The following is a 16,621-nucleotide window of genomic DNA, read 5'->3' on the forward strand; positions in this document are numbered from 1 at the left end:
TATTTCTCGTGGTCAATATTACGTGATTATTGAAGCAATTGTTGATGCAGGTAAATTATTAAATGATGTTAATTTTTATACTCAAGTACTAGGACAACCTGTTTTTTCTATTAATTCTGAAAATGATAAAAAATCAGATTGGGTGATTGATGAACTTGAGCGCCTTGGTTTCACAATTAATGATGGTAAGAAAAAAGCAACGCATACTTTCTATTTAAAGCAAAGACAATCAAATGTAGAAGACCATAAAGGGTCTAAAGGTATTGAAACAACATTGAGTATTGTTCTTAAAGATAATAAGAATGGCAACATATTATTTACGATAAATAATAATCCAATGAAAACTCGTATTTATGTTCAGCCAGTATCAAGAGCAAAACAAGTTTCAGAGCATGTTGCTTATAAGCAAATGAAGAAAAAAATGGGTGTTGAAGTTATTCAATCTTTAGCACGTCATGCAGAAAAAGGCATCGTTTATCAAATTGTTCTAAAGAACGCAAAACGAACAGATGTTGATATTTTTAAACATGTTTTAAATAACGGAACAAGCGGAAACGTAGAAACTTGGAAATGGGATAAGAAATATAAAACGATGACGTTAGATTACCGTTTTTCAGGACCGTTAAGTGAAGCTTTTGATCAAAGTCTAAAAGAAATTTATTCCACATTTAAAAAAGAAGGTAAAGGCCGTAGACCACATATGAAAAAAGTGGATAGCGATGCTGCGTACTTTGATATCGTGAGAAGCTAATGAAGTATTTTATACTCATATTCTCACTACTAGCTTCTTTTTTATCATATGCAAATACGGTTTATGATATTTATGAATCTAAATATAGTAAAAAAGATACAGGTGTTTATGATGATGAACAGTGGGTGTTCTTTGTTGTTAAACAAGAGTGTTTAACTCAAAAAAAATATGCAGGGACTCAAGAGTCTAAAGAAGCTGAAAAACTATTTTATAAACAATTAGTAAATGAAGTTACTAAGCGAAATGTATCATTTTCGGATGATATATTAGGGCTATCAGAACCATTGAAAGGCGATATTAAAGATATTGTTTCAGCTAATTACAATGTGGTGTCAAATATCCCACATCAGCTAGTTTTTGATAGAAACTCAAAGGTAGAACCATGTACTCAAGAGTATGTTGTAACGGTTAAAGCCGATTTATTTAAGAATAACGGCATTAAAATACCTAAAAATGAAGTTGAAAATATCGCAACAGAATTGCTATTTAACGCTTTATCTGAAGGTGACTATTTAAAACTATCATTATATTTACATAGCTTAGATTTGGATGGATTAGCTTCTATATATGAGATGCTAACACTCGAAGATGCGATATCAATAAATCTTAGGCCTACAGACAGTAGTAATGTTTGTGCTCAGGAATATTGCCTCTTATCGAAAAATCCTTATTCTGAGTTTGATATTAATAATGTGATATCAACATCGTTATTATATCAAGGCTTAGTGCAATTTATTAATGAAAACCCAAGCCATATTCTAGCTGAAAATTTGTATAAGAAAGCAGAAGTTAATTTTAATAATGGTAAGAATCCTAAACAAATTATTGATGATTTGACTCTTGCTATTAATTTAAACCCTAAGAAAGCTAATTATTGGAAAATGCTAGCCAATATATATAGGGCGTTAGGCGAAAATAAAGAATCTTATGCTGCTGTAATTCAATATATTTTACAAGATCCAACTAATGCAGATTCTTGGGTCTATTTCTATTTAGCAGAGAAAAATAGAAACTCAGAATCATCTGTAGAACTAAATCATTGGTTAGTTTTGTTAAATAATCATGTTCAATTTTCGTCATGGGCGAAGAAACAAATAGGTAATTAAAATGAAAAAAATCCTAACACCTTTAGCTATTGTAATCGGTTTGGCGCTATCTAGTAATGTAGTTGCAGAAGATTTTATTGCAAAAGGAGATTCTCCAGCATTAGAAGCTGTATCTGCAATGGTAGAAGAACCTTTCGTTCAAGCCGAAATTAATGAGGAAACATATATTTCAGCAGAGCAGCAAATTTTAGAAGAACTAAATAAAAAAGGTTGGAGCCAAGGATGGGATGCTAATAAAAAGCGTCTATTCGTTGTTAATACTGAGATGTTTGATTCTGAAGATCCGACTTATGATGATTCATTTATTACTAAACGCTCTCAATACGCAATGATGGCAACAATGGGTGCTAAAGCTAAAATGGTTGAATTCATGCGTACCCAAATGCGTGCAGTTGACCAGTTAACTGCTCCAGGCACTGATGTTCACGCTGAGTTAAACGCACAATATATAAAGTTAAATAAAAAAGTTGAAGCACAGCAGCGTACATTAGAAAAGCTATTAGCAGAAGTTAATGCAACTGAAGCAGAAAAATTAAAAGGTGTCACTTGGCAAGATCGCCGTGATGCTTATATGGATGCATTAATTAAAAAAATTGATGAATCATACAGTGCAGGAAAGATTGAAGAAAAAAAAGTTAAGAAGTATCAAAAGGCAAAACAGCGCTATGTTGAAGCAAAGACAGAAATGTCGGAGATCATGAAACAAGCTAGCGCCATTAAAGGTAAGACAAAACTAGAATCATCAAGTCGTGTTGAAACTTTAGCAAAAGCACCAATCATGGGGGCATCGGTATTACTTCAAGCAGAATCTTGGGATTCTGGGGAAGAAAAGTATGAAGTATCTACATTGATGGTTTGGAGTCCTAAATTAGAGCAAGCAGCTAAAGCAATTGTTACTGGTGAGAAGGTTACTTTAAAACCTAAAAAAGCTTTAACAGTGCAAAAGTGGTTACGTTCTCAAGAAGCAGCAACGTTAGTTGGACCGAGACAGTACGTTGATAAAAATGGAGATCGTTGGTTTATTGGTGCGTATTCAATGCCTGTTGAAGGTACATCTTCATTAGTTCGTAAAAATAAAGGAATTGCAGACCTGATGGCTAAAAAAGAGGCTGCGATGGCATTATATGCTGATGTCGAAACTCAAAAGCAAGCTGAAATTGCGATGCAAACTCGTTCTGGTGACTTGAAAGGAAAAGATCATACCGCGATAGCAACAAGTTTTGCAGAAACAACGCGTCAATCAGTAGAAAACCGTCAAGTAAATGGTTTATCACCTCTATTTACAAAAACAGTCTTACATCCAATATCTCAACAAAAGATTTATGTCGTAGCTTATGGTATTTCTTCAAGTAGTGCTTCAGAAGCATTAAAGATGGAGTATTCCGCTTATCAAGCCGCAAGTAGCGCAAATAAAAGTAATAAAGTAAGCCAAGCTGTTCATAAAACTTTAGACACGCAACTTGAAATGTCGAAAACATCACCTGTATCGGCTAATGATGTAGAGCAAGAAATAGAAAATGTATCTAATTCGACGAAGAGTACTGCATCTCACTCTACTTCATCAAGTAAGGTTAAATCTAATAGTAGTTCGTTGTTGAATGCTCCAACAATTGATGAAGACGATTTTTAATCAAGCAAATCATAAATTAAAACAGGGAGTGAGAGCTCCCTAAAATTAAATAACCAAGAGATATGACAATGAAAAAAATCTTAGCTTTATCAGTAGTGGCAATGGCTTTAGTTGGTTGCCAGTCAACACAACAAAAAAGCAAGCCAGTAGTAGAGAAATCTCCTGCATATTTAGAGTGTAATTTTGGTGGGGAATATTATGAAGTAGCAGCTCCAAAATGGAAATGTGAACCAAATACTAACCGCGAAATGTATGCAAAACAGGCGTCGGGTTCAAGTGCAAATAAATCAGGTGGAGTAGCTCATCAGCGTCAGTTAGCTATTTTAGATGCAAATAGAACACTTGCTGGTCAGTTTAAGACGGATGTAATTGCTACGATTAAATCATCGAGCGGAACGTTAGGTATTGATGGCGCAGCTGGTGGTGCTGGTGCAACTAAAGATGTTTCAGAAGCATTAGTTAATTTCGAACTAAAAGGAACTGAAATCATTCGTACGATGACAGGTCCGAATGGTCATGTTTATGTTCATGTAGGTATGCCACGTGCCGCGTTACAACAGAATATTGATTTAGCGCTTGAGGTTGTACAAGAGAATGCACCAAACTCCTTACCAACTAATGTAACGCCTGCACAAAATAAGCAGTTATCTGACGATATCGCTAAAGCACTAGAAGGCATGTAATTCAATGACTACGGCTAAATTTGTAAAATCACTTGTCATCGGTTTAAGTTGTTTTTCGAGCTTAGCCGTAGTGCATGCGTCTGATTCAGTTGATACTTTTGAAAAGAAGAAGGCAAGTATACTTTCTTCTTTTGAAAGCTCTAAAAAAGAGAATATTGATAAATTTGAACAGTCTAAGGCTTCTTATTTATCTGCTTTTAATAAAGCAAAAGAAAAATTAAGTAAAACATGGGATATTCCAGAACTAACGAATAAATCAAAATGGGTTCAATATTCTAATAATGATCAAGTAAAACGTTCTGTGGATTTTGAAACAGGCAGTGTTGTGGTTGAGGTTGTTGGTAATGATCTTTCAGAAGAACAAATAAATAAAATCATTAAAGGCCAAGTTTCTGAGCTAGAAAATCAAACAACAACAAATGCCTATACCAAAGATAGTGTATTAGCAGCGACAAAAATCAAACCGAATAAAATAGAATCAAAAGCGAAAGTGCTACCAGATGTGAGTTCTAAAGAACTATTAATGGCACAAAATAAATCAAGCTATACACAAGATAACGGATTGAAAGTAACTCGTGTTAGTATGGCCGTTTCACAAAATACAGTTGCCAAACGAGCAATGATTTATCTTCCACACGTAAACAAAATATCGGAAAAGTGGAATGTTTCGCCTGAATTAATCTTTGCGATTATGCATACAGAAAGTCACTTTAACCCAATGGCTCAGTCTCATATTCCTGCTTATGGTTTAATGCAAGTCGTCCCGACATCTGCGGGTAGAGATGTAACTAAGATTTATTTAGGAAAAGAACAATTACTTTCCCCTGAAATACTATTTAATCCAGAATTCAATATTGATATAGGTACTGCTTATCTAAATATTTTGGATACTCGTTATTTAAAACGAGTTGATAATAAACAGTCACGGATGTATTTATCTATAATCTCATATAATGGTGGAATTGGCGCAGCAGCAAAAGTAATTAATGGTAACCGAAATTCAAAATTATCATCATTAGCTGTTAATGCAAACAAACTAACCCCTGATGAGATTTATCATAAATTGTCTAAAGGCCATCCTGCGAAAGAAGCGCGAGATTACTTAAAGAAAGTAAACGATAAACGAGAGTATTACGCAAAAATACTGAATACAGGTAGTATGTAAATGAGAACTATATTCATTCTTTTAGGATGTATACCGAGTTTTGTTATAGCAGCCCCATCTTGGTACGATAACCTAGAGCTTAAGTCTAACCAATATATAGGTTCAGGTTTGGGTGAAAGTATTGGTTTAGCAAAACAAGAGGCTATAAAACAGATCTCATTTAGTCTTTCTTCTACTATATCTAGCAGTCTAAATGAAACAATAAAAACTGTGGGTAACAGCGGAACGATGGAAACAAAATCATCTACAGAAATGGTAAATAAATCTGTTTTATTACCTAAAATTACATGGGGACATATAGAAGCTGAACATGGTATTTACTACGCTCAAGGTAGTGTGGATAAAACAGAAGTTATTACATTGTACGAAAATACGCTTAAAGTCCAATCTAAAAAATTTGATTACCTATTAGGTCAGAAGCAGATTGATCTATCAGATTATCTCGTTATTACACAATCATCTGAAGCTTTGAAAGCACATCTTATTCAGGCGACAACCATAATGTCAGAATCTGAAATTGCTAAAAATGAATATAATAAAGTAATGAGTATTTTTGATAAGCAGAATGCGTATAAAAATACAATGTGTATGAGTGTGATATATAAAGGGCACTCTTCTTTTGAAAGAAAAATGCTACAACCATCGATTGAAAGTGCGATTCAGAATTCTGGTTTAAAATTAAAATCAGGGTCTTCATGTGAATTAGTCACTTTCAATTCAAATAGTACAACAAGTAAAACCAATGGAACCCGGACTGAAAGTGTGAAAATACATATTAGCTTGGGAAGCCCTGCGATTGCATCAAAAGTAATTTCAGTTATAGGAAGTAGTACGGGTTCAAAAAAAGCGGTAATGAGTGATGTTGCAAGTAAATTTTTATCTCATTTTGATCAACGTAATAATTTAGTACACTACCTTTTAAATTCAAATATGCCAGAGATAACGATACAATAATGCCAATAATCATCGGGTTTGTGACTCTCTTTTTTCTTTTATTTATTCAGAGAAAAATTGAGTTATATACAACAGCGAAGCTTTCTCAGTTAGGCTTTCCAAAACTTAGATTTGTTACTGCATTTATTGGCGTACCTGTTCATGAGATTTCTCACGCTATAGCATGTTTGATATTCGGGCATAAAATAAATGAAATTAAACTATTACAGTTTAATGGTACACCTACATTGGGGTATGTAAATCATAGTTACTCTAAAATAAATGTTTATCACCGAATAGGAAATTTATTTATAGGGCTAGCACCAATATATATAGGCTTAATATTGTGCGTTTTATTTACTAAATTACTATTTTCAGAAATAGATTTCACGTCATTCAATAGACCTATTTATAATGAGCTACTGGAAGTTACAAGATTTTCAGAGATGATAGGGTTATTCATCAGTAATCTGTTTTCTAGTGTAGATTTACACGTAATATTATTCACAGAAAGTAATTCCAAATATTTCATTTGGTTGTTTGTTATGTCATCTATTATCACACACATAATACCTTCGTCATCAGATTTTGAAGGCGTTAAAGATGGGCTGATATTTTTGATATTACTTGTTTTGTTATTACTGTTTATTCTTGGTATATCATTACTAAACTCATTGTTGTTACCAATTGTTTTTAGTCTTGTTTCTGTCTTTTTATCATTTTATGTGGTGATAATGATAACAAGTTTCATTTTGATTATTATTGCAAAATTATTTAGCTCAATATTTTAAAGTTTTCGCACTTATTTTCATTTGTATAGGTGTTTACTTAGGTATGAATTACTCAGATAATATTGAGAGTATTATCGATATAGACGCTTTTGAGCATGTGCAAGATAAACTTGAAGATGAAAAAATCTGGTTATAGATAAGTTTGAAGAAGTAAAAGACTAAGGTATACGAGTTGTGATTAAGCTAATTATAGTAATGTCGGTAAGACAAAAAAACAGCGAGCACTTAGGCTCGCTGTTTTTATTTTTATCAACTAAATATTCAATATTACTTAGCTAATTTCGTCAACACACTCATCAATAACTTAATGCGGGGTTCAATTGACTCAAGCAGTAAGTACTCATCAGCACTGTGGAAGCCTGCGCCGATAGGACCTAAACCATCAAGTGTTGGAATACCTAAAATAGCCGTGTTGTTGGCATCAGAGCCGCCGCCGACTTCTTGCCAATTGATATCAATCTCAAGCTCTTGAGCTGATTGCTTAACCACTGCCATTAGTGCTTCAGTTTGCACTGATGGTACCATTGATGGTTTGTAGGCTTCACGTTCTACCGTGATAGATACACCATCAACAAATGGGGTTTGAGTCATGCCATTTAATGCGGTATCAACGTGATCATATTCTGAGTTATCCCAGAAACGAACATCAATAACAGCCGTTGCTGAATCAGGAACGATGTTAGCACCAGCACCACCAGAAACCACACCCACGTTTAGCGTAGTGCCTGATTCAAAATTCGTCATTGCATTGGCTGCTAAGATCCAGTTTGCCATTTCAGTGATTGCACTGCGGCCATTTTCTGGTTCATTACCTGCGTGAGCCGCTTTACCGCTGAAGGTTACTTTGTAGTTAGCCATGCCTTTACGTGCTTTAACTAAACCACCGTTCGCACGCGCCGCTTCTGCGACTAATACATTCTTCGCTTTCTTCGCAGTTTCTTGGATCCAATCAACTGAATCTAATGAGCCAGTTTCTTCATCTGGGTTCATGCACACACAAATCGACAGCTTATCTAATACGGCTTGATCTAGATTACGAAGTGCATACACCACGTTCAATAGGCCAGATTTCATATCAGAAACACCCGGACCGTAGGCTTTTTCAGCATCCATAGACATTGGGCGTTCAGCCGCCGTACCCACAGGGAAAACCGTGTCCATGTGACCAATCATCATCACATCAATGTGTTCAGCGTCTGGCTTGTTGCGAATTTCAAGACCAAAACCTGCTTTACCACAATCGATGCGCTTTACCGACCAGCCGTTCATCGCTTCGTATTTTGCCGCCATGTGGTTAGCAATCACTTCGATGCCTTCAACGGTGTACGTTCCGCAATCCACATTGATAAGAGGGCGTAGCTCTTCTAGATAATCGTTTAGAGAAAAATTCATCATCAATCCTTATAGAATCATGTTCATAACAAACATAGCACCAAATGCATTTAATACTGAAATCGCAATCATTACTGGAATATAGCGACCTTCAGTTCCGATAGGGCCCATGATACGACCCATGTATTGAACTTGAGAGCCCATTAGGTAGATTGCAGGAGCAAGAATCGCAATGTGGTTACCATCTAAAATTCCTTGGTCAAATAAGGTGATAACCACACCCACTGCACCACCCATTGACATCCATGCGCCAATTAATACTGCAGCCGCTTCACCCGGTAAACCAAAAACAGCCATGATAGGAGAGAACAGTGTGCCCATTAAATCAAGCGCGCCCGTAATTTGCAGCGCTTTGATGATAACGAACGCCATTAATACGTTAGGAACAGTAGATGTCGTTGCAATAACCCAGCCTTTTTTAGCGCCTTCAACGAAGATGTCTGTCACCATTGGTTTTTTCGCTTTAACGTCGCTCATTACGCTGTCTCCTCAGTCATTTTTTTATCGTTGTTATCACTGTTTTTATCTTCTTTACCTTCTGTAATATTTAGGTAAATACGGAATAGGTTTGCACCCACAAATTTAAACGCAAACATCACAATAACAGCTAAACCAATAGAAGAAGGAACCGCTAAAGAACCATCAGGATTCGTTAATGTAAATAGAACCGCGCCTGAAGAGAAAAAGTTAACAATGGCAGCACCGGCTGTAAATTGAAACATAGTGAATATATCGGTTTCACGCTTGGTTAAATGCTTTTCATCTTTTAACTGGCGAGTCATTGCGGCACCTGCATCGGTACTTTGTAATGAGGCGATTAAAGCCAAACCAGAGTTACCAGGAATGCCCATTAGAGGACGTAGAAGAGGAGTAAGCAGCTTACGAGCCGCATCAAGTGCGCCGTAATGCTCAAGAACGTTAATCATACCCAATGCAAACATAACGGTAGGAATAAGAGTTAATGCAAAAATGAAACCGTCACGAGCACCACTACCGCCTTTACCGCGTAATGATGTTGTTGCTGCTTGTACGCCATCTGCCGTTTCAGAAACGGAATAAGCCACTTGTCCAAAAGAACCATTCAACGTCGTGAAGTCTAATACTCCATACCATTCGTTAGATGTCATTAAGCCAGAAAAGAACACTACTGCGAAGGCAAGTGCTAAGTAGCTGCCTATAGTGACCTTACGAGCTTGCTCAGTCGGTTGCGTCATAAATACCTCAATTATAATTTTTAGATAAGATGTAAAAAGTGAATAATTAAACTAGTAACCATTTAGGGGTATTCTGAGCGATTTATTTTTAGAGTACTTGATACGAATCAATAAGCATTTCTAAAAACAATTTAGTTAATAACTAGATTATTATTTTGTGATCTATCTGAAAATGTAGATTTTTATGTTGATTCGTTAGTTTATTGTGTTTTTGATTAGTAAATGTACAAGGTCGATTCATTAATAATGAGTTTATTGAAAGGAAGATAATCCCTTAGCAAGGGATCGTGGTAAATAGTGAGGGGATAATTAAGCGCCCCTAGTCCAAATAAGGGGCGTTTAAGGTATGTTAAATAATGAGAGAATTACTCAGTGTTACATATCGTTTGGTTGGTGGTTATCACCTTATTTGGTTAATGATTTACGGATAATGACAACTCATTGTTTAATGTGTTTTCAAGCATTTCATCTTCGTACCATAACAAGTCACTGCGATTGGCGTAACGGTCAGCGAATGACATCCCTGAACTTAATTCATATTTCAGCGTGCTTTTAAGGCGTTCAAAAGCTTGTTCTGCGGCTTCTGTTGAGGCGGTTGAATGTGGATTTATTCGGACTTCTGCAGTGCGATAAGCGGCGTTTTCAACGACTTCTCGATAGCTTGAATTAACACTATTAAATGGCCCAACAGCAAACATGATGTCTTCTGGTGGAATGTTCAGTGTCGCTATTTCATTCAATGATTCGTCTCGTAATAGCGTATCTACCGTTTTTCCGCCGTGATTAAGTTCAATCGCATAAACATACCCACGCTGACTATCTAAAGCATAATTGACTGCAACAGATTGTTCTGTACTGGTTGAAATAACACCACGGATACCACGAGTATGATGAGCGAGCTGAACATACTCAACGGGTTCTATTCTACGATTGAAACCTGAATGGAATATTTCATCAGGTAGTCGTGTATCACCACGGAACACGCGCGACCCATTTAATTCAGATTGATATCCTCTGTAAAAAGGGAGGTTCTGAATTTCTTTTTGCGCTTCAGTGCTTAAGCGGTGTAATGCTTTTGTATCAGATAGATAACCATAAGGGTTGACTTGCTGCTCTAATTCGTAAGCTTCAAGATCTCGTCCCCCTGTCATATCTGCATATCCAGAGCCTCCAATGCCTTGAGGCTCTGGTAGATCTTCTGGTAGTAAGATCTCCGATTGTTGGCTATGGTTTGGCGTATAATCTGAAGAGATCTCATTGGTTTCGATATCTCCACTGCCACCATTTCCTCCTCTTAAACCACCTCGTTCAAGCCATTGAGGTTCATTATTCTCTATATTAAGTGCTCGAACTACACGACTATCGTTGATCAGTCTCCCACTTAATGGATCTATTTCTTTAAAATAACCAAATCCATCGGCTCTTAATAAGGTACTTCTGCCACTCTCTGTTAACTGAACACCGAGTAATTCTTCGCCTGTTTGAGGATGAATCACAATTCGAGGCATTGATGTGAAATCATTCAAAGTGTGAGCAGAAACCCCCTCATTTAAAAGAACTCGGTTGGGCAGTAAGCTAATTTCTTTTTCAGCAGAAAGGGCGAGTGATTGACCATATTTTACCATCACTGGAAGTATGGTGGCGGTAGCAAGAACGGCGGCATTAACGGCACTCATGCGAGTTCCTGTCAGCCGTTCAGATAACGAATCGCCATTGACTGCTTTATCTAAACTAAGTCCAAATTGAGTGCTACTCAAAGAAAGAGTTAAGGGAATACCAAGTTCAGGAATTAATATGTCAACGACTGGGAAAAGGATGACCAAGCTGTTAGCAATAGACAAGATATAATCACGCTGAGACTCGGCATTCGATTTTATCATGGTGTCTCCATCACTGCTCATGCGTGCTTTTCGCAATTCAGTCATTCTGGCAAAGACATTGCCCGTCACAGGGTGGTGTTTCATCATAAAATAACGGTCATTCCAATTGCCATTAACGAGTTGAGTTAACGCACTGTCTACACCAGAATATGTCGTTCCATCTTGACGTAAATAAAGGCTAAAGTGGTTGAGTAACGCTTTCTTATTCGCAGGATCTTGGAGTCGTTTATACATCGTTTTTTTCAATTGACGTTCTGTACGATAAGCAACAAAGGGTTGCTCACTTCCCGGAATGTATAATACGCCTCCAGATTGCCCCGCTTGTTCGATTAACAACATGTCTGTCGCGTCATACCCATAAATATCGAATCGATAAACGTGAATATTTGCAGGGCGAGCTGGTTTTAACAGAGTAAGAACGAGTTGGTAATTATCTTGTTCTAGTAAACCAAGTTGATACTGTTGATGTGCTGAAAAAGCAAAGCTGTCACGCATCAGTTGAGTATAACGTTCGCTATTATTAGCCCAAAATCGAGTTAACTCAGCAGTGTAAGACGTTTGAATGTCTAAATCTGAATAGGTGATATCCCATAATGCAGACGAGAGCAGACGTACTTCATTACGCTCATCGAACATGACGCCCTCTGCGCCTTCGGTATATATTCCGGTATCTAGATTGATTGTATCAGGGAACGAGTCCCTAAATTCATTGAAGACATTTAACATGACGGCTTGAGTTACCGTGTAAGATTTAGAAGGGGTTTCATGGTGTGCCCACCCATTATAACTGCGTGAACTGCTCATCGCTCCTCTAAATTCATTATAGAAAATAGCGTCAGGGTCAATGTTTGAATAACCATGTTTTGTTAATGCGGTTTTGAGTTCTTTGGACGTAACAGCAAGGGGATCTGGGATTGTTTTCATCAACTCGGCGTAGTCGCGCACAAAATGAAGTCGCCACGCTGTATCGAAACGATGACTAGGGACTTGGTCTATGGGCTCTACATTTGCTTTCACTTGAAAAGAAATATAAAAAGCAGCGAATATAACGATCAATAGTAATGTTTTAATTGCTTTTGATTTCATGAGTGATCCTAATTAAAGAATGAATGTGGTTTAGAGGTGGTAAAATTTCTATTCATTACAACGGTTAGAAACAAGAAATGGGATTAAAATAACATTGGTAATATGTCGCTGGATCTTCTTCTGCAGAGACATTAAATGTAAAAATAGACGCAAGAAAGAGGATGGTGAGCATAATTTTATTCATGATGTGTACCTTTATATTATGAGGTTTTCTTATGATTTATTGTGTTATTACGGCTTATTTTTGGCAGCAAATTCCAATGAAATTACTTGTCGTAATCATTAATAATGCCGAAAGTTAAACGACTTTATTGTTATCAGTTTTCTAATTAACGGCTCTAAGGGCGATGGTTTTCAAAGCGGTATTTAAGATCAATGATATGGTTGTTTGGTAGCGTGAGCTTTACATCGAGAGCATTAGGTAATTGATCGCCATCGGTGTTTTGATAGCTGTATTGATATTGTGTGACGTTATCGCCGCTGGTTTCTTTAAGATATTTAATCGGCAGGAAAGCAAGTCCAAAGAAGTCCATATCAACTTTCCATTCTTTTATTGGATCCACGTAGTGAACGCCATATATCAATGAACCATCATCAATGTAATCCAACTCGACCATTCTAATAATATGGTCTTTTTTCTCATGGGTGGCCTTTTTGATCTCGCCGTTACTGTAATATTCCAACTTCAGGGTATTTCTATCCAAAACGGTATGATTCAGTTTTTTAATTTCTTTTACTCTTTTTAGGCGTCCGTTAGAGTAATAGGAATAGCGGTAAACGAGTTTCGATTTATCTAAACGGTCATCTGGTTTTTGAACTCGTTTTATTAAATTACCATCATCGTTGTATTTATATTTAATGGTATAGGTTGTTTCTGGTGCTCCTTCTAAATTAGAAACATGATCGTTAAACACTTTCTTACGTTCAATGCTAACGGCCTTTGTATTGTTGAGCTCTTGATATTCGTATTCAGAGATAAAGTTTTGTTTTGTATGCTTTATATGAGAGTTAGGGTTATTGTGCTTCATCAGAGCCTTGGCTACTTTTACTGTTCCATCAGGGTTATATTCGTAGTCAAAAACACTGTCTAGATACTTACGTTGAGTGATTTTATTTTCTTCATTATAACGGTACTCTCCGACGGAACTTTCCTTATCTTCGACGATCTTAATAAAGCTATGTAGGCGTAAATCGTTACTTATGACCGACTGTTGATCGACATAATCTTCAAAAATAGAATAGCGATCATAAGCATAAACTTGAGGTGCTATCACAAAAGCGACAGCAGCAACGGCGCATTTTAGATTCATGGTATTTACTCTTAGTTAATAATGAAAAATGGCTAACAGGGCATCTGATAATGGTGCTCCCCCTTTAGCTGATTTCTTTTGTTTTGATCAATGTAATATGGAAATGATGTTGTTGATGTGAACCATTGATGGTGCTTTTTATTAGCTATTTTCGTTTTCTAAAATACAGAACGTTTTTGCTTCACCTAAAGAAGGAGCTAATGTTATTAGGCTTTCACGAGCGCCTGTCCGATCAACCAGTGGGAGCTGAGCGGTTAACTCATCGTCTTCATTCAGTGCGATAGAAAAAAGAGTCGTTGGATTGTAGAACGAAATTTGATCATGAAAATAAAAAGGCAAAGCGATAGTTTGGTGTTTGCCGTTTAATTCAAAAGCAGATTGGATTTTAGGGTCGCTCGAATCAGCAAAGCCAAATGTTTCTCTGAGGAAAGTATAAAGTTGTGGTCGTTGAGATTCTTTTTTAAATTCCTTAGTAAAAGCGATGATATCAGCGACATTAGGTGGTCGAGAGCCTGGGTATTTTTCGGTGCAGATCTGATCTAAGTAATCCCAGTAAGGGTCATCGGTTTTTATTTCTTTCCATTGTTCAGACGTAAATACATGCTCATTAGCAAAAGTAAAAAATGAAGAAGTGATTAAAATTGTTGATAATATTAAGCGTTTCATAGGTGTCCTTTTTCTTGTTATTCAGTATGTGGGGTTTATCGTCCGCATTTATGGGAACGATGCCAATGGGAATGTATCTCATTTATTATCTTGTGGCTATAGGGTAATGTCTTAATTTAACGTGCGATATTCGCTACGTTGATAATTTGTGTGATCACATATCTTTGAGGTGACGTAATACCGTTAGAAGCCATTTTATTGGCTCGTGGTGGTATTTTATTTTTGTCAAAGGTAGCGAGTCGTTTTCATTTAACGCATTTATAATCAATTTTTTAAGGTTATATTCTTGTTGTTTTATATAAAATAAATGGTTTAAACAAAGGTTAGTTAGAATGAAAATGGAAAGAAAGGAGATAATTTACAACATCTTATCTCTAGTATAATAAGAGCTCTGGTTTGTTCATCTTCTATTCAGAAATGGAATGGTAGAGTGAACCTTCATTTATAAAGAGAGTAAAAATATGAAACAAATGATAGCGACGATATTTGCTTTATTCGTAGGTTTTTTTGTTCTGGTATCTAGTCTAATCTTTGCCATTGGATTTAGTGTGGTCGGCTTTATTATGTTAAAAACACGCAGTAAAAAAGTCGACAAAGAAGCAAGAATCATTGAAGGCGAATGCTCGAATGTGACGTATTATTGAGCATATTCAGTAATCGAATTGAATTAACGTGAATAAAGAGAAAGAAATCGCGTAGGAAAGATGAATTCTAACGTTACCTGTGGGATATTTACTTTATTAAACTGGTCTCAATTACTGACTGATTGAAAAACCATGGTGATTAAAGAATAAGGTGTCGAGGTGAACGTGGAAAAACTGATAACTGTCATTGATTTTTTATTGGCGCACAAAATGGTATTTAGTCTTCTTATCATTAGCCTTGTTTTACTTGTGCGTCATTTTACGGTTAAACGGATCCGTGGTGATATTGCTTTCTTAACAGAAGATCAGCGCAAATGGATATCACGCACGAAAAACGGCTCATTCAGCTTTATTGTTATTATTTTATTCATTTTATGGAAGTCAGAAATAAATGAATTTGCCTTATCGGTAACGGCGATAGCAGTGGCGATAGTGGTGGCGTCTAAAGAAATCATTCTATGTTTTACCGGATCGATTCAGCGAGCAAGTTCTCGCTCTTTTAGAATTGGTGATTGGATAGAAGTCGGAACATTGTGTGGGGAAGTTATTGAGCACAATATGATGGCGACAGTAATACAAGAAATCGATTTACACCACGGACAGTATAATTACACTGGAAAAACCGCCACCTTACCTAATAGTATGTTCTTCACTTACCCCGTTAAAAATCTTAATTTCATGAAGCGTTATGTTTATCATAAGTTTTCTATTTGTGTGCGAGATTTTGTTAATTTATATCCAACCTTGCCCGATTTATTAGAAAAAATAGATACGCACTGTGAAGATTTTATTGAGGTGGCTCGACGCTATAATGGCGTTATTGAAAAGCATGCGGGGGTTGATTTACCTGGCTCTGAGCCACATATCCATATTGCTAGCACATCGACAGGGGAGCAAAAAGTGTATTACGTTATTTTCTGCCCAACGGAAAAAGCCTCTCATTTAGAACAGCTTATCCGCCAAGATTTTATGGAGATGTATGAAAAGACGTTTCCTAAAATAGAAGACTAGCATCGTTATTTATTCCTGCTAACGAGTCATATTATTTAATGCATTCGGCCTACTTAAATTAAGTAGGCCGAATTGTATGTAAAAAGAAATTAGGGAAGCCAGGTTATGAATACGCTGGGTTCATCGCTCCTGTTAATATTGCTTTTGATACACTTTGGCAGCGGTTATTAGTGCCAAGTTTTGTTTGTGAATTGGTCAAATGGAACGCGACAGTACGTTCAGTACATCCAAGAATGATCGATATTTCCCACGTACTTTTCCCTTCGCAAGCCCACGCTAAACATTCTTTTTCTCGCTTTGTTAAATAATGAGTTGAGTCAGTATCATTTTTGTTAATCCGGTAATAACTATCTAAAAGA

Annotated in this window: 15 protein-coding genes and 1 pseudogene; 9 read left to right on the forward strand and 7 right to left on the reverse strand. The window is 36.5% G+C overall.

Going from position 1 to position 16,621, the window contains the following annotated elements:
• The 7 genes and pseudogenes from AACV33_RS17860 to AACV33_RS17890 all read left to right on the forward strand — a co-directional run.
• Nucleotides 1-751: pseudogene (locus AACV33_RS17860) on the forward strand (hypothetical protein); the annotation flags it as partial.
• Nucleotides 751-1,857, forward strand: coding sequence for a tetratricopeptide repeat protein (locus AACV33_RS17865; RefSeq protein WP_182700488.1), 1,107 nt, complete (start codon nt 751-753; stop codon nt 1,855-1,857). The pseudogene AACV33_RS17860 and the gene AACV33_RS17865, both read left to right, overlap by 1 nt.
• 1 nt (nt 1,858) lies before the next feature.
• Entirely contained in the window at nt 1,859-3,487 is a 1,629-nt protein-coding gene (locus AACV33_RS17870) for a hypothetical protein (protein ID WP_182700489.1), read from the forward strand.
• Nucleotides 3,488-3,555: 68 nt separating this feature from the next.
• Nucleotides 3,556-4,170 carry an LPP20 family lipoprotein gene (locus tag AACV33_RS17875; RefSeq protein WP_182700490.1) on the forward strand — a complete coding sequence of 205 codons (615 nt, stop codon included), beginning with the start codon at nt 3,556-3,558 and terminating at the stop codon, nt 4,168-4,170.
• 4 nt (nt 4,171-4,174) lie between these two features.
• Nucleotides 4,175-5,335, forward strand: a complete 1,161-nt coding sequence (locus tag AACV33_RS17880; protein ID WP_182700491.1) for a transglycosylase SLT domain-containing protein — start codon at nt 4,175-4,177, stop codon at nt 5,333-5,335.
• Nucleotides 5,336-6,289: an LPP20 family lipoprotein gene (locus AACV33_RS17885; RefSeq protein WP_182700492.1), complete on the forward strand. Its 954-nt coding sequence runs from the start codon at nt 5,336-5,338 to the stop codon at nt 6,287-6,289.
• Nucleotides 6,289-7,059, forward strand: a complete 771-nt coding sequence (locus tag AACV33_RS17890) for a hypothetical protein (protein ID WP_182700493.1) — start codon at nt 6,289-6,291, stop codon at nt 7,057-7,059. Before AACV33_RS17885 ends, AACV33_RS17890 begins: the two co-directional genes overlap by 1 nt.
• 267 nt (nt 7,060-7,326) lie before the next feature.
• On the opposite strand, the gene AACV33_RS17895 is transcribed toward AACV33_RS17890, so the two are convergent.
• From AACV33_RS17895 to AACV33_RS17920, 6 genes are all read right to left on the reverse strand, one after another.
• The gene (locus tag AACV33_RS17895; RefSeq protein ID WP_182700498.1) at nt 7,327-8,451 is read right to left on the reverse strand and encodes a M20 family metallopeptidase; all 1,125 of its coding nucleotides are present in this window, start codon (nt 8,449-8,451) and stop codon (nt 7,327-7,329) included.
• Between the two features lie 9 nt (nt 8,452-8,460).
• A complete protein-coding gene (locus AACV33_RS17900; RefSeq protein WP_017021693.1) occupies nt 8,461-8,928 on the reverse strand; it encodes a YjiG family protein in 468 nt (155 codons plus the stop codon).
• The gene (locus AACV33_RS17905) at nt 8,928-9,665 is read right to left on the reverse strand and encodes a nucleoside recognition domain-containing protein (protein ID WP_017021694.1); all 738 of its coding nucleotides are present in this window, start codon (nt 9,663-9,665) and stop codon (nt 8,928-8,930) included. The genes AACV33_RS17900 and AACV33_RS17905 overlap by 1 nt, the downstream gene beginning before the upstream one ends.
• Nucleotides 9,666-10,078: 413 nt before the next feature.
• Nucleotides 10,079-12,631 carry a dermonecrotic toxin domain-containing protein gene (locus AACV33_RS17910; protein WP_182700494.1) on the reverse strand — a complete coding sequence of 851 codons (2,553 nt, stop codon included), beginning with the start codon at nt 12,629-12,631 and terminating at the stop codon, nt 10,079-10,081.
• Between the two features lie 338 nt (nt 12,632-12,969).
• Entirely contained in the window at nt 12,970-13,941 is a 972-nt protein-coding gene (locus AACV33_RS17915; protein WP_182700495.1) for a hypothetical protein, read from the reverse strand.
• A 141-nt stretch (nt 13,942-14,082) separates the two neighbouring features.
• Entirely contained in the window at nt 14,083-14,607 is a 525-nt protein-coding gene (locus AACV33_RS17920; protein ID WP_182700496.1) for a hypothetical protein, read from the reverse strand.
• 461 nt (nt 14,608-15,068) lie between these two features.
• Here AACV33_RS17920 and AACV33_RS17925 point away from each other — a divergent pair, with 461 nt between their 5' ends.
• Together AACV33_RS17925 and AACV33_RS17930 are read left to right on the forward strand one after the other, a co-directional pair.
• A complete protein-coding gene (locus AACV33_RS17925; RefSeq protein WP_017021698.1) occupies nt 15,069-15,251 on the forward strand; it encodes a hypothetical protein in 183 nt (60 codons plus the stop codon).
• A gap of 210 nt (nt 15,252-15,461) precedes the next feature.
• Nucleotides 15,462-16,262: a mechanosensitive ion channel family protein gene (locus AACV33_RS17930; protein ID WP_182700499.1), complete on the forward strand. Its 801-nt coding sequence runs from the start codon at nt 15,462-15,464 to the stop codon at nt 16,260-16,262.
• A gap of 103 nt (nt 16,263-16,365) precedes the next feature.
• On the opposite strand, the gene AACV33_RS17935 is transcribed toward AACV33_RS17930, so the two are convergent.
• Nucleotides 16,366-16,621: helix-turn-helix domain-containing protein (locus AACV33_RS17935; protein ID WP_182700497.1), on the reverse strand; the 256-nt coding region annotated here is incomplete at its 5' end.

The sequence above is a fragment of the Aliivibrio sp. SR45-2 genome (assembly GCF_963890165.1).
Lineage (GTDB): Bacteria > Pseudomonadota > Gammaproteobacteria > Enterobacterales > Vibrionaceae > Aliivibrio > Aliivibrio salmonicida.